13 protein-coding genes and 1 pseudogene are annotated in these 13,366 nt (G+C 66.3%); 5 read left to right on the forward strand and 9 right to left on the reverse strand.

Going from position 1 to position 13,366, the window contains the following annotated elements; all coding sequences use genetic code 11:
• Nucleotides 1–17: 17 nt before the first annotated feature.
• The 8 genes and pseudogenes from ABZW74_RS15840 to ABZW74_RS15875 all read right to left on the reverse strand — a co-directional run bounded on the left by ABZW74_RS15840 (nt 18) and on the right by ABZW74_RS15875 (nt 7,741).
• A complete protein-coding gene (locus ABZW74_RS15840) occupies nt 18–371 on the reverse strand; it encodes a ferredoxin family protein (RefSeq protein ID WP_240861028.1) in 354 nt (117 codons plus the stop codon).
• Nucleotides 368–1,987: an FAD-binding protein gene (locus ABZW74_RS15845; protein ID WP_355277415.1), complete on the reverse strand. Its 1,620-nt coding sequence runs from the start codon at nt 1,985–1,987 to the stop codon at nt 368–370. The genes ABZW74_RS15840 and ABZW74_RS15845 overlap by 4 nt, the downstream gene beginning before the upstream one ends.
• Nucleotides 1,984–2,754 (reverse strand): ABC transporter ATP-binding protein, encoded by a 771-nt coding sequence (locus ABZW74_RS15850; RefSeq protein ID WP_240861031.1) that lies wholly within the window; start codon nt 2,752–2,754, stop codon nt 1,984–1,986. The genes ABZW74_RS15845 and ABZW74_RS15850 overlap by 4 nt, the downstream gene beginning before the upstream one ends.
• Nucleotides 2,754–3,644 (reverse strand): ABC transporter permease, encoded by an 891-nt coding sequence (locus ABZW74_RS15855; RefSeq protein ID WP_355277418.1) that lies wholly within the window; start codon nt 3,642–3,644, stop codon nt 2,754–2,756. The genes ABZW74_RS15850 and ABZW74_RS15855 overlap by 1 nt, the downstream gene beginning before the upstream one ends.
• Entirely contained in the window at nt 3,641–4,804 is a 1,164-nt protein-coding gene (locus ABZW74_RS15860; RefSeq protein ID WP_355277421.1) for an LLM class flavin-dependent oxidoreductase, read from the reverse strand. The genes ABZW74_RS15855 and ABZW74_RS15860 overlap by 4 nt, the downstream gene beginning before the upstream one ends.
• 83 nt (nt 4,805–4,887) lie before the next feature.
• Nucleotides 4,888–5,898: pseudogene (locus ABZW74_RS15865) on the reverse strand (adenosine deaminase).
• A 2-nt stretch (nt 5,899–5,900) separates the two neighbouring features.
• Nucleotides 5,901–6,587, reverse strand: coding sequence for a response regulator transcription factor (locus ABZW74_RS15870; protein ID WP_240861039.1), 687 nt, complete (start codon nt 6,585–6,587; stop codon nt 5,901–5,903).
• Complete coding sequence (locus ABZW74_RS15875; protein ID WP_355277443.1) at nt 6,584–7,741, reverse strand: histidine kinase; 1,158 nt, start codon at nt 7,739–7,741, stop codon at nt 6,584–6,586. The genes ABZW74_RS15870 and ABZW74_RS15875 overlap by 4 nt, the downstream gene beginning before the upstream one ends.
• 160 nt (nt 7,742–7,901) lie before the next feature.
• Between ABZW74_RS15875 and ABZW74_RS15880 the strand changes: the two genes are divergently transcribed.
• Nucleotides 7,902–8,477 carry a universal stress protein gene (locus ABZW74_RS15880; RefSeq protein WP_355277428.1) on the forward strand — a complete coding sequence of 192 codons (576 nt, stop codon included), beginning with the start codon at nt 7,902–7,904 and terminating at the stop codon, nt 8,475–8,477.
• A gap of 29 nt (nt 8,478–8,506) precedes the next feature.
• Here the strand turns inward: ABZW74_RS15880 and ABZW74_RS15885 are convergent, their stop codons facing one another.
• Complete coding sequence (locus ABZW74_RS15885) at nt 8,507–9,412, reverse strand: alpha/beta hydrolase (protein ID WP_355277431.1); 906 nt, start codon at nt 9,410–9,412, stop codon at nt 8,507–8,509.
• Between the two features lie 88 nt (nt 9,413–9,500).
• On the opposite strand from ABZW74_RS15885, the gene ABZW74_RS15890 reads away from it, so the two are divergent.
• The 4 genes from ABZW74_RS15890 to ABZW74_RS15905 all read left to right on the forward strand — a co-directional run bounded on the left by ABZW74_RS15890 (nt 9,501) and on the right by ABZW74_RS15905 (nt 12,824).
• A complete protein-coding gene (locus ABZW74_RS15890) occupies nt 9,501–9,962 on the forward strand; it encodes a MarR family transcriptional regulator (protein WP_355277434.1) in 462 nt (153 codons plus the stop codon).
• Nucleotides 9,963–9,997: 35 nt separating this feature from the next.
• The gene (locus ABZW74_RS15895; RefSeq protein WP_240861048.1) at nt 9,998–10,249 is read left to right on the forward strand and encodes a DUF2630 family protein; all 252 of its coding nucleotides are present in this window, start codon (nt 9,998–10,000) and stop codon (nt 10,247–10,249) included.
• Nucleotides 10,250–10,438: 189 nt separating this feature from the next.
• Nucleotides 10,439–12,319, forward strand: coding sequence for a propionyl-CoA synthetase (locus tag ABZW74_RS15900; RefSeq protein WP_355277437.1), 1,881 nt, complete (start codon nt 10,439–10,441; stop codon nt 12,317–12,319).
• A 1-nt stretch (nt 12,320) separates the two neighbouring features.
• The gene (locus ABZW74_RS15905; protein WP_355277440.1) at nt 12,321–12,824 is read left to right on the forward strand and encodes a DUF6790 family protein; all 504 of its coding nucleotides are present in this window, start codon (nt 12,321–12,323) and stop codon (nt 12,822–12,824) included.
• The last annotated feature ends 542 nt before the right edge of the window (nt 12,825–13,366 follow it).

Here is a 13,366-nt window from a genome sequence, read left to right on the forward strand (position 1 = left end):
AAGCGAACAGAGGTAGGTCAGGGATGGCGCAGTCGTTCGGGTCGACGTGGGGGCGGATCACCATGCGGGATCTCCGGTCCGACGGCCACCAGACTGCCTGGCCTGCGGCCCTTGCCCCAGCCGAGGCGCTCACGATAGCTGCCGACCAGGTCTTCGGGAGCGGTGAATCCGTCACCGACGGGGGTGGATTCGGGACTCACATACAGTGCATCGGTGGGACAATAGGCCTCGCACATGAAGCAGGTCTGGCAATCCGACTGCCGCGCGATCACGGGCACCCCGTCGTCACCTCGGTCGAAGACGTTGGTCGGGCAGGCCACCACACATTTGTCGCAGGCGATGCACGCATCCGCGATCACGAGTTCGATCATGCGACGAATGCCTCGATGACATCGTCGGCGCTGACCCGCGGCAAAGGCCGACGCCGCTGGACCCACACCTCGTCCAACCCTCCGGTCAGCACGTGACCTCGTTGTGCGGGGTCCGGGTCGGGGAAGTCCTCGCGCTTGCTCATGCCGCGCGATTCGGTGCGCGCCAGCGCCGATGCGTAGATCCATCGGCCGGTGGCGGTGATGGCGGCCGCCTCCCGCGTCCGCAGTCGCACAGCGGGGTCCGACGAACCGAAGTCGTTGTCCGACAGTCGAGTCCACAGTTCTTCCAGACGCGCACGGGCGTCGGACATCCGCGCGCCGTGCCGAAGATAGTTCTTCTCGAACGGTACCAACTCGGCCTGTGCAGCACGAAGTGCTTCTTCGGGAACAAAGTCCCCAGACCGTCGCGCAAGTCCCGCGCGCCCAGCTCCGCAGAGGTCCTGCAACCTCGGGCGGACGCCGCGGTGGGATGTGCGTGCGGCCGACGTCCCGGCGAACACGCCCGACGACATCGCCCACGCCGAGTTGTGGCTGCCACCGCCGGTGAATCCACCGCAGATGCGTTCGCGGGTGGCCGCATCGCCCGCGGCGTAGAGGCCGGGAATGCCGGTCCAGCAACCGAAGTCGACGATGTCGAGCCCGCCGGTTCCGCGTACGGTTCCTTCGGCGAGCAGGTCCACCTCGAAGCGATCGGTGAACGGGTCGATGCCGCGTCGGTCGAACTGGAGGAAGAAATTCGGCTGACCCAGGCGCATCTGCGCGGCGACCGTCTCGTCGGCCCGGTCGAGTTGCGCAAACACCGGTTCGTTCAACAGGGTTCGTGCGATGACCGACCGCCCCTTCATGGAGCCGGCGCCGTCGACCACCCGGCCGTCGGCGTGATAGAAGGTCGCGTATCCGTAGTAGGCGGTCTTGGTGACGGTCGAACCCTTGGGAACGATCGCGTACGCGTTCCCGAATTCCATTCCGGACAACTGTGCACCCACCTCGGCGGCCATCAGTAAGCCGTCGCCGGTGTTGTTGTTGGTGCCCAACGCCCGTGACAGAAATGCGCATCCGCCTGTCGCGACGATGACCGCACCCGCCGTGATCCGGAAGTCGCGGCCGGTCTGTCGCTGGTGTCCGGCGGCACCTGCGACACGTCCGTCGCGATCGACGAGGAGTTCGAGAACGGGGGAGTGATCGAGGATGTGCACGCCCCGGCGCTGCACCCACGCCCGCATGCGTCGCATGTACTCCGGTCCCTGCACGCCGGTCCGGATGGGTTCGGCGGTGCGGTCATCAACCGGGAAGGGATAGCGGCCCTCGGCGCCGAGGCGGTGCATGTTGGCGTAGGTCTGGTCGAGGACGCGATCCATCCAGTCGTGGTCGGCGAGATTGCCGCCCAGGCGTTCCCGCGATGCCTTCGCCTTGGCTCGCGCGTCGGCCTCCGGTGCCACGTACCAGACACCGGTACCGGCGGGTGCGGTCGCGCCCGAGGTGCCGCAGTAACCCTTGTCCGCGAGAACGACGTCGGCGTCATTGTCGCGCGCAGCGATCGCCGCCCACGTGGCGGCCGGTCCACCGCCGATGATCAGTACGTCGGTGGACAGGGTGAGGGTGTCGGGCTCGGTCATGTGGTCTCCTCGGCATCCGGCTGCGCGGACGCGGTAGTGGCGGGTGCGGGTGTCTGGACACCCAGTGCGGACAGCAATCGATAACGGAGAGCGACGAACTCGGGGTCGACGACGGATCGCGGACGAGGCAGGTCGATCACGACTTCCTCGGCAACGTGGTGGTCGCGCAGGACGAGGGCTCGGTCGGCGAGTAGAACGGCCTCCTCGACGTCGTGGGTGACCAGCAGCGTCGCAGGCCGGTGGTGCTGCCACAGACGTTCGACGAGGCGCTGCGCGGTGCCCCGTGTCAGGGCGTCGAGCGCGCCGAACGGCTCATCGAGCAGCAGCAGACGCGGTTCTCGGACCAGTGCGCGGGCAAGCGCGACGCGTTGTGATTCTCCCCCCGACAACGTCGACGGCCACACGTCGGCCTTGTCCCGCAGACCGACCTCGGTGAGTGCCTCGAGAGCCCGGGACTTGGCGTCGCGGCCGCGCAACCCGAGAGCGACGTTGCGCCAGACCGGTTGCCAGGGCACCAGTCGGTGCTCCTGGAAGGCAATGGCTTTGGACGCCGGAGCGCTGATGGTCCCGGTGAACCCGTCGTCGAGTCCGCCGATGGCGCGCAGGAGGGTGCTCTTGCCGGATCCGCTGGCCCCGAGCAGTGCGACGAACTCGCCGGGTGCGATCGTGAGGTCCACTTCGCGTAGGATCTCCCGATCGCCAAAGCTGCGTCCGGCGTCACGGACCTCGACCGCCCCGTCGGCGCCAAGGGTTGTCGACGTTGTCATCAGGCCCCCTGGAATCCGTTGCGCCAGGACAGGAAACGGTGCTCGAGCACTTTGACCGCCGTGTCGGTGAGTAGTCCGAGGACGGCGTAGATGACGAGCACGAGGAAGATCTGATCGGTGCGCAGGTACTCTTTCGCGTCGTTCATCACGAAACCCAGACCGACCGTGGTGGTCTGCATCTCGGCGACGACCAGCACCAGCCAGCCGATCCCGAGCGCCTGTCGGAGCCCGACGAAGGTTTGCGGTAGGGCACCGGGCAGCACGATGAAGCGCAGCATCTCGGCGCGCGTCAGATCGAGCGAGTGCGCTGCTTCGATGAGCTTGTGGTCGACGTTGCGGATGCCCGCGAACACGTTGACATACATCGGGAAGATCGGTGCGACGATGATCAGCGCGATCTTGAACGTGTCGTCGATGCCGAACCAGATGATGAACACGGGTACCAGCGCGACCGCGGGCATCATGCGCAGCACCTGGATCGGCGCGTTGACCAGGTCTTCGGCGATGCGGACGGTCCCGGCGGCGGCGCCGAGGACCACGCCGATGGTGATGCCGATGGCAAGTCCGATCGCGACGCGGCGCGTCGACGCGGCCAGGTGGTGCCACAGTTCGCCGGTGCGGATGAGATCGGCTCCGGCGTTGATCACCTCGGTGGGTGCCGGTGTGGTGGGGCCGAGCCAGCTGCGCGCGCCGAGTTGCCAGATGACCACCACCAGAACGAGTCCGACGGATTGCCGGAACACTCGGGCGGCGCGTCCGCTGGGCAGCAGGCGTCGGACCGGATGCGCGGTGCGTGCAGGTGACGTTGTCGGTGCGGTCGCGGGTTGTCGGGCCGAGCCGGAAGCCGCAGTGGGAGAAGCGGTGACACGTTTGTCCAGTTGCAGGGTCACGAGACGGGTCCGTCGCCCGCCGCAATCAGTTCTCCACGGTGACCGCTGGCGTCACGTTCGGCGATCAACGCGGCGACCCTCGGCAGCACATGTTCGGCGAACCGCCGCATCTCGGCCTCGACCGGTTGGAACTGCAGCATGAACAGTTCTATGCCCAGATCGTGGAACTCCACAACGCGCTGCGCCACTTGGTCATAACTACCAACGAGGCCAGCTGCGGTACCACCGTTGGTGCCGATGTGCGGGTACTTCTCGAAGGTGTGGAACATGACGGCCTTCGGGTCGGCATTGGCGACGAGGTCGGCGAGTTCGGGGGCGTCGACCTCGGCGAGGCGCCAGAAGTGGTCGAGTTCGGCCAGCCCCTCCGACTCGGTTTCGCGGGCGATGACGAAGGCGGACAGGCCGAAGTTCAGCGGGTCGCGGGTCCGCGGGCGTCGTCGGACGTCGGCGATCAGGTCGCGCACCACCTCTGGTGGTTGACCGTTGATGAACCAGGCGTCGGCGCTCGACGCGGCGAGGTCGCGCGCCGGGGTGGACTCGCCACCCAGGTAGATGCGTGGCGCGTGCGCCGGATCGGCGGGCCGCAGTATGTAGTCGTCGATGTGGAAGTTCTTGCCTTGATGCCGAACTCGCTCACCGGCCACGAGGCGGGACACGATCGACAGCCATTCGCCCCCGTAGTCGTAGCGCAGGTCGTGTTCGGGGAACTCGAGCCCGGCGCGTTCCAACTCTGGCTTGTACCAGGCGTTCACCAGGTTGATCACGAACCTGCCGCCGGAGATCTCGGCGATCTGCGTGGCCAGTTTGGCCAAGTACACGGGATGGAACAGGTACGGCTTGATCGCGGCGATGATCTCGATACGCTCGGTGACCGCGGCCAGCGCAGCTGCGCCCGTCCACGCTTCGAGATGTGCGTACTCGTCGCCGTTCGGGTTGAGGTTGTGTTGGGCGACCAGAGTCGAATCGAAGCCGAGTTGTTCGGCGGCAAGTACGTAGCGGCGGTTGAGGTCCCACGACGCATCGAAGGGGTCGTCGGGATAGTGGCGACTGGCGAAGGGGCCCCACACAGGGGCCCAGACACCGAATCGCGGTCGCGGGACGTCCGCAGGCCACTGGAAATGTGGTGGTCCGACGGGTGTGGAGTGGGCTGAGTCGGTCACGTCCCCATTGAACGCGGGAACCGGCGTAGGTATGCGGGTTAGATTCGGACGGGTTTCAACAACCCTCGAACCCGCGTTCGGTGTCAGGTGGGATGGGCGTCGGCCAACCATCGGTCGATGTCGAGTAACACCTCGTCTTGTCGGTCCACGGGTAAGAAGCTGGCCCGCACCGAGTTTCGGGCGAGGTCGGCCAGCGTGGCGTCGTCGAGGTCGAAGGCGGCCGCGACCAGGACGTAGTTGTCCTCGGCGTAGCCGCCGAAGTAGGCCGGGTCATCGGAGTTGATCGTGACGTGTAACCCGGCCGCCAGGAGTTCGGGCAGTGGGTGACGCGCGAGCTCGTCGACGGACTGCAAGGCGACGTTCGACAGCGGGCAGACGGTGAGCGGAATGTGCGCAGCGACGAGCCGCGCAACCATTTCGGGGTCGTCGAGGCTGCGGATGCCGTGGTCGATGCGTTCGGCGCCCAGGTCGTCGAGGGCCTGCCGGATCGATTCGGGGCCGCCCTCCTCGCCGGCGTGTGCGACGCGGCGCAGGCCCAGCGCGGCGGCACGGGCGAACACCTCGGTGAACAGCGATGCCGGGTTGCCGAGTTCTGCGGAATCCAGACCGACGCCGATGATCGGGGCGTCGATGGCGGTCAGGGATTCGAGCGTCTCCAGAGCTTCCCGGACCGGCCGGTCGCGCAGAAAGCAGGCGATGAGGTCGGCGGTGAATCCGCAGTCGGACCGTGCTCGGGCAAATCCGTCGACCAATCCGTCGACGACGGTGTCGAGTGCGACGCCACGAATGAGATGCGCCTGCGGATCGAAGAAGGCCTCGGCATGCACCACGCCACCTGCATGGGCGCGGACGGCGTATTCGTATGCGAGACGGGAAAAGTCGTGGTTGGTCCGCAGAACGTCGAGGTTGTCGTATTAGATGTCGAGAAAGGATTGGAGGTTCGTGAACACGTAGCGTCGGCGTAGTTCGTCCGCGTTCGCGTAGGGAAGGTCGACGCCCGACGACTCGGCGAGCTTCATCACCAACTCGGGTTCGAGCGTGCCCTCGATATGGACGTGCAATTCCACCTTGGGCAGGTCCGTGATCCGTCGCATGTCTAGTCGTACTCGGGGAGCACCAGCGAGTGGTCGAAGGCGTACACGATGGCGGCGGCCCGGTCGCGCAGATCGAGTTTGGTGAAGATGTGGTTGATGTGGCTCTTCACCGTCACCTCGGAGATGCACAGTTCCGCGCCGATCTCGGCGTTGGTGCGGCCCCGCGCGACGAGGCGCAAGACGTCGGTTTCCCGGTCGGTGAGTTCACTGGGCCGGGTGATCTGTTCGTGCCCGCTGCCCCGATAACCGTGCAACACACGGCTCGTGACTGCCGGATCGAGGAACGCGCCGTCACGGACGACGGCGTGCACCGCCCAGATCAACGACTCCGCGGGCGAATCCTTGAGGATGAATCCGGCTGCCCCGGCGCGTAGTGCGCCGGACAGCAGTTTGTCGTCGTCGAAGGTTGTGAGCACCAGGACCGGCGGTGGATTGTTGAGGGCGCGGACCATGGTCGTCGCGGTGATCCCGTCGACGTTGCGCATTCGCAGATCCATCACCACGATGTCGGGGCTGTGTTCGGCGACGGCCGCGAGAACTTCTGAGCCGTCGGCACATTCGCCGACGATCTCGAAGCCGTCCTTGGCTCGCAGGATTCGACGCAGACCGGTCCGGATCAGTTCTTGATCGTCGACGAGGAGCACACGGATGACGGGCACCGCCGGCTCGCCGATCGCGGTGGTGCTCACGCTGGGACCTCGTCGGCGCCGACCCGGGTGGGCAGTGCGGCGCGCACCGACCAGAGGTCGCCGGTCCGGGACGCCTCGAGGGTCCCGCCGAGAAGATGTGCGCGCTGCATCATTCCGGTGATGCCCTTTCCGTCGCGTGAGGGTCGTGGTTCGGCAGAGCAGGGGCTGTGTACTTGCACCACGGTGTCCTCACCGACGGCGAGAACGATCGAAGCGCGTTGCGCAGCCGAATGTTTCACCACGTTCGCGAGCGACTCCTGCGTGATGCGGTATACGGCAGCGCCCACCGGCGCCGAGAGTCGGCCGACGTCCCCGACCGTTCGGAAGTTGACCTGCAGACCGGCTTTGCGGTAGTCGGCCACCAGCCGTTCGAGATCTTCGGCGCCGGGGGTCGGCGTGACGGATGCCTCGTCGGTACCGAGCAGGTGCACGATGTTGCGGATCTCGGCCATGGCCTGACGTCCTTGTCGTTCTGCGTCCTGGAGTGCGTCGACGGCGTCGTCGATGTCGCGGTCCTGTTCGAGCGCCCGACGGGCCCCGGTCACGTTGAGCATCGTGATCGACAGCGAGTGCGCGATGATGTCGTGGATCTCACGGGCGATGCGGCGTCGTTCTTCACTGGCTGCGTTGTCGGCGCGGGCGCGCAGTTCACGGGCCCGGTTGTCGGCGAGGCGTTGCTGGATCAGGATCATGTAGCCGAGTAGCCATCCGATGGCCACCGATGAGATGTAGTAGGCGGGCGCCTGTAATCCTCCGAAGGCGGCGAACCCGGTGATGACGGCGATGGAGGCCGCCGCGACGGTCAGCCCGGTGCGCAGCGACTGCATTGCGGCCGAGATCGCGGTGACGATGGCCAACTGCATCGGCGCGGCATCGGTGGGCACCGGGTCCATGAGAAAACAGGACGTGCCGACCAGCATCAGGACACAAGCGCCGGTCTTGGCGGCGACGGTGAAGTCGAGAACCAGGGTGGTGAGTGCGCAGCCCAGCGCCGCGAGTGTCCACCACGGAGCGTCGAACGGAAATCGTTGTGCCGTGGCGGTGATGGTCAGGACGACGCTCGCAGCCAGGATCACGACCGGATACAGCGGCGGATAGTCGCCACCGACCAGTTCGAGGCGACGCCGCAGTTCTCGTGTGAGGCCCGTCACCAGTCCAGAATAGGCCGCTGATTACCGGATTCATCAATCCGACGATGGACTGTCATGTCCACCCCAGGGTGGACTCGGCTTCCGTCTCCGGCATGGAGATTCGCCCGCGTGCCCTCCATACCGTTGTGAGGGTTAGGGAACCACACCGCTCAAGGGGCATCTCATGACACTTCACATCTTCGATCGGTTCGACCGCTGGGAGCCGTTCTCGACCTGGTTTCCACCGCCCGACCGAGGGCCGATCATGATCGGCTGCAACAACTCCGACGCATCGGAACGCGCGCTGCGGATGGTCTGCGCCCGATTCTCCGGCGCCGACGTCGTGGTGGTGACCGCCACGACGGGGCGTCATCGTGTCGGTCGTCCCAACGCCTGGAATGACGCGCTGAAGGCCGACGCGTATCAACTCACCGACGAGGCCATCACCACCGAGCATCTGCGGCATGCGCGTGAGGTGGCGCAGCGTGCCGGAGCGCGATCGGTGACGGTGGTCAGCGAGGTCGGTGATCCGCTGACCGTCCTGAGTCGCGTCGCCGACCGATTCGACGCCTCCGCGGTGGTGGTCGGCATGGTTGGACGTCCGAGTCCGCTCGCTCGCGCGCTGCGTCGCCGGTTGGCGGATCGGATCGAGTTCGTCGTCACCGACGGAACCACGCATCTGCGACCGCGACGTCGGACCGCGCAGAGCACGCCCATGCGGCCGGCGACGGTGCCACAGGTGGGGTTGGCGCCGTCCTGACGCGTGCCGCTGGTTCAATTCGTCGGCTTCTACTCGGTGGGGCCCGGATTCAGTGCCCTCACCAATGAGTGGTTGATGTCGTCCGCCGGCGCGAGCGGGAGTGTGTGGTGGCTCCCCGAGGCCAGTGTCATCACAGTGGCATCCTCGACCGTCGCGGTGATCCGCTGGGCCACCGTGGTCGGGTCGTGGATCTTGCTGTGCGGAGCCAGTATTGCGGTCATTCCGAGCCCGTTCAGGGTGGCGAGGGCCCGGGCGTCGGGTCGTCGGGGGACGACTGGCCGGGTCGTGGGGAACGCTGCGGCCATGCATGCGACCGTGAGCCAGTCCTGATCGAGATCGACCGGGTCCACACCCGACGATCGACATTCCCACTCGAGAAATCGCCGTTGGCGTTCGGGAGACGGGCGCACGAGCACGGGGAGCGCACGAAGCAGGTATGTCGGTTTCATTCCGGTGAAACACGAACTCGGATCGAGCAATACGAGACCACCGACACGATCGCGATGGTGGCTCAGTGCGAACGCGAGGGCGATCATCGCCCCGTAGGAGTGGCCGACGAAGCGCGCGTCGCCGACGCCGAGTTCATCGAGCACATCGGCAAGCCATGTCAGCAGTTCGGAGGTGTCACGCGGCCGGCCGCTGCCTGGCCGGCTGCGCCCCGCGTCGCCGATCACGTCGAGCGCCACGACACGGTGCGTAGCCGAGAGCGCTGCGACGTTGTGGGTGTACGCGGTTGACGTAGCTCCGCCGCCGGGCAGCAGGACGACCGGAGGTGCGTGCTCATGACCGCAGACGTTTGCGCGGGTGACCCCGTGTGCTGTCTCGACGTCGACTGCCCGGTGGGCGGGCCACCGAGCCAGGAGCGCGTCGTAGGCCACGAAGAACTCGTGTCCGGCTGCTGTTTGGGAGAACTCGCTGATCGCGCGCTGTGACATCAAATTCCCTCGTTTGTCGAGACAGTCGATAAACGAGAGGGTAGACGATCGAGGGGGAAAGTGGGAGGCTCGACGGGTGGGCGCGCACGTGGATGAACCGCGAGACGACGAGCAATTGGAGATGGTCCACCAACTCCGACGACTGGTGGTGGCACTCGAGCACTTCGGATCGGGATTCGCCACGATGCACGGGATGAACGCGACCGACGTCCGAGCGCTCATCGGACTGTTGGATCGCGAGCGCGCGGGCGAACCCGCAAGCCCAGGCTGGCTGGGCACCCATCTCGGGCTCAACAGTGCGTCGACGACCGCCTTGGTCGACCGGTTGGAACGAGCGCAGCTGGTGGTCCGGGAACGGGGGGATGCCGACCGGCGACGAGTGACGATCGTCGTCACCGATCACGCCCGAACCCTCGGCTGGGCGTTCTTCGGCCCACTCATCGATGGGGTGGTCGGCGTGACCGCCGGTTTCTCCGGCGTCGAGCTCGACACCGTCCGGCGATTTCTCGACGCAGTCACACACGCGGTCGGGGATGCGCGTCATATGTGAACGGGCGCATCGCAGTGCGGACTACGGTGGAAACCATGGCCGACACCGACAAGTCCATCCACTCCCACATCACCGATCTGATCGCCGAGGAGCACGACCTGCGGGGCAAACTCTCGCGCGGTGAGGTGTCTCGCGAGGACGAGAACGCGCGGCTGGCCGCGATCGAGGTCTCGCTGGACCAGTGCTGGGACCTGCTGCGACAGCGTCAGGCCAAGCGCGACGCGGGACAGAACCCGGACGACGCGGGCGTTCGGCCGGCCGATGTGGTCGAGAAGTATCGCAACTGAGTCGGCGGGATCGATCCCGAGCTCCACGCTTCCGCTGACCCGAAACCGGTGAGCGCGAACCTTCTCCAACCGCTCGTCGCAGCCGGTCGACCGGTGAACGCACAGCCCGCGAAGCAACGCCGTGGCAACGATCACATCGCTACCCTCGAAGCGGCACAAGACACGGTTACGCGGTGAGAGGGACGGGCAATGGGTCGATATGCGGAGGCGTTCTCGCAGGCCAAGGACGATCGGGAGAGCTTCTGGCTCGACGCGGCGAAGGGTGTCGACTGGGAGGTCGCACCGACGCGGGCACTCGACGACTCGGCGCCGCCGATCTACCGATGGTTCCCGGACGGCACGCTGAACACCTGCCACAACGCGCTCGACCGTCACGTCGCCGCCGGAAACGGTGATCGGACGGCCCTCGTCTGGGACTCGGCCATGGTGGGTGAGGTCCGGAACTACACCTACGCGGCGCTGCTCGATGAGGTGTCACGGTTCGCGGGCGTTCTCGCCGGCCGCGGGGTGGGCGCCGGCGACCGCGTCGTCATCTACATGCCGATGATCCCCGAGGCCGCGATCGCGATGCTCGCCTGCGCCCGGATCGGTGCGGTCCATTCGGTGGTGTTCGGTGGATTCGCGGCACCCGAGCTCGCCACTCGCATCGACGACGCCGCGCCAGTCGCGATCGTCACCGCCTCCGGTGGTCTCGAACCGGGACGGACCGTCGAGTACCTGCCGATGGTGGCGCGTGCGCTGGAGTTGTCGGCGACGCCGCCGTCAACGGTGATCGTCAAGGACCGTCCCGAGATCACCGGTGCGGCAGCCGATTACGACGGATGGCTGGACTGGGAGGAATTGGCGTCGGCCGCCGAGCCGGTCGCGCCGGTGCCGGTTGCGGCCACCGATCCGCTCTACATCCTCTACACGTCCGGCACCACCGGAAAGCCCAAGGGTGTGGTGCGCGACAACGGTGGTCATGCCGTGGCACTCACGTGGTCGATGAGCAACATCTACGGAATAGAACCCGGAGATGTGTGGTGGACGGCCTCGGACGTGGGGTGGGTGGTCGGACATTCCTATATCGTCTACGGCCCCCTGTTGGCCGGCGCGACGTCGGTGATGTACGAGGGCAAGCCGGTCGGCACGCCCGACGCCGGCGCGTTTTGGCGAGTCATCGCCGCGCACAAGGCAAACGCGTTGTTCACCGCACCGACCGCGATTCGCGCGATCCGCAAGGCGGATCCGGATGCGGCGGAACTCGCCAAGTACGACACGTCTTCGCTGCGCGCCTTGTTCGCGGCGGGCGAGCGACTCGACCCGGACACCTTCGAATGGGCGGGTGAGGTGCTCGGGGTGCCGGTCATCGACCACTGGTGGCAGACCGAGACCGGCTGGGCCATCGCCGCGAATCTCCGTGGGCTGGAACCGATGCCGCTGAAGGCGGGCTCCCCGACGGTGCCGGTTCCCGGGTACGACGTCGGGATCGTGGATGCCGAGGGCAACGCGCTCGGCGCCGACGAGGAAGGCAACATCGTCATCAAGCTTCCCCTGCCGCCCGGCACGCTCGCCGGACTGTGGCAGGACGAAGAGCGTTATCGCGGTTCGTATCTCAACACCTTCCCGGGGTACTACGTGACCGGTGACACCGGCTATGTGGACGCAGACGGGTACGTGTTCGTACTGGGCCGCTCCGACGACGTGATCAACGTTGCGGGACACCGGTTGTCCACCGGCAGTATCGAAGCGGTGGTGGCGTCGCATCCGGCGGTGGCCGAGTGCGCGGTGATCGGCATCCACGACGACCTGAAGGGCCAGCGCCCGAGCGGTTATGTGGTGCTCAAGGCAGGTGTCGAAATCGAACCCGACGTCCTGCGCGGCGAACTCGTCGCCATGGTGCGCGAGCAGATCGGTGCGGTCGCGACGTTCCGCGACGTCACCGTGGTTCCCGCCCTGCCGAAGACCCGGTCGGGCAAGATCCTGCGAAAGACCATGCGGCAGATCGCCGACAACGAGGAGTACACCGTGCCGTCGACCATCGAGGACCCGGACGTGCTGGCCGATCTGGCGAAGCAGATCGGCGGGTGAAGTGACGCCGACGACCGGGTCGGCCTTCGACCGCTCGCTGCGACTGTCCATCCGGCTGATCCCCTTTGTCGGGATCGTCGGCACCATCATCTCGACGGTCGTCGATGTGCTCACTCCCGGTGGCCATTTCGGTGACGATCTGCTGGCCAACTCGATCCTGTGGATGATCGGCGTGCAGGGCTGGATGACGGGCTGCGGACACATGTTCTTCGGCGAGCCGATCGCCGAATCCATCGGGTGGCCCGCCAAGACGCCGTGGCAGTGGGAGGTGGGACTCGCCAGTCTCGCGACCGGTGTGCTCGGCGTGATGGCGTCGGGTTTCGGCAAGGAGTTCTGGCTGGCCACCATCATCGCGTTCGCGGTGTTCTATCTGGGTGCAGCTGTCGGTCACGTGCGCGAGATGGTGGTGAATCGCAATTTCGCGCCGGGCAACGCCGGGCCGATCTTCTTCTTCGACGTCATCGTCCCGATCTATCTGATCGTCCTGTACGTGGTGGTCGTGTGACTCGACGAGTGTGGTGACCAATCCCGCTGAGCTGGGGAAATGCGTCAGCCCCCAATGCGCTCCCTGAGGCGCCAGCCGAGCCTCGAAGGGCGGGTGAGATGACGATGTCAGCGTGCCACCGGGCCACTAAAAGTAGGGGAAGGTTCTTCCCCTACTTTCTGCCCCTGCTTGTTGAGTCGTCCGCGAGTAATTTCGCGGGGAGGACTCCAGGGGTAGGGGAAGAGTTTCTTCCCCTAGTTTTTGTGCGACCAAGCAGCCAACGTTGTAGCAGAAGGTGCCGCGTATGGGGCACTCTCTGCTACAACGCTTTCCAATGACCCATTGGGGTGTCCGCCTTCGCGCGCCGGCGGACACTTCCCGCGGCCACGATCGCCGACTAGGTCGCGGGTCAGTCGCTGACTCGACTAGTACTGGTCGTGTCGACCAGGGGCTGCGAGCAGATGTTCAGAAGGGAGAGTCCCAGGGGGTGGTGGGGTTTCGGTCCTGACGTCAGCTGAGCCGGTCGTGACTGGTCCGGCGTGTCGTGGGGGCTTGGGGTGGGC

The organism is Gordonia sp. NPDC003585 (genome assembly GCF_040610755.1).
GTDB lineage: Bacteria > Actinomycetota > Actinomycetes > Mycobacteriales > Mycobacteriaceae > Gordonia.

Coding starts and splice junctions, on each gene's coding strand:
- ABZW74_RS15840 (WP_240861028.1), bottom strand. CDS start 371: ATGATCGAACTCGTGATCGCGGATGCGTGCATCGCCTGCGACAAATGT.
- ABZW74_RS15845 (WP_355277415.1), bottom strand. CDS start 1,987: ATGACCGAGCCCGACACCCTCACCCTGTCCACCGACGTACTGATCATC.
- ABZW74_RS15850 (WP_240861031.1), bottom strand. CDS start 2,754: ATGACAACGTCGACAACCCTTGGCGCCGACGGGGCGGTCGAGGTCCGT.
- ABZW74_RS15880 (WP_355277428.1), top strand. CDS start 7,902: ATGACACTTCACATCTTCGATCGGTTCGACCGCTGGGAGCCGTTCTCG.
- ABZW74_RS15885 (WP_355277431.1), bottom strand. CDS start 9,412: ATGTCACAGCGCGCGATCAGCGAGTTCTCCCAAACAGCAGCCGGACAC.
- ABZW74_RS15895 (WP_240861048.1), top strand. CDS start 9,998: ATGGCCGACACCGACAAGTCCATCCACTCCCACATCACCGATCTGATC.
- ABZW74_RS15900 (WP_355277437.1), top strand. CDS start 10,439: ATGGGTCGATATGCGGAGGCGTTCTCGCAGGCCAAGGACGATCGGGAG.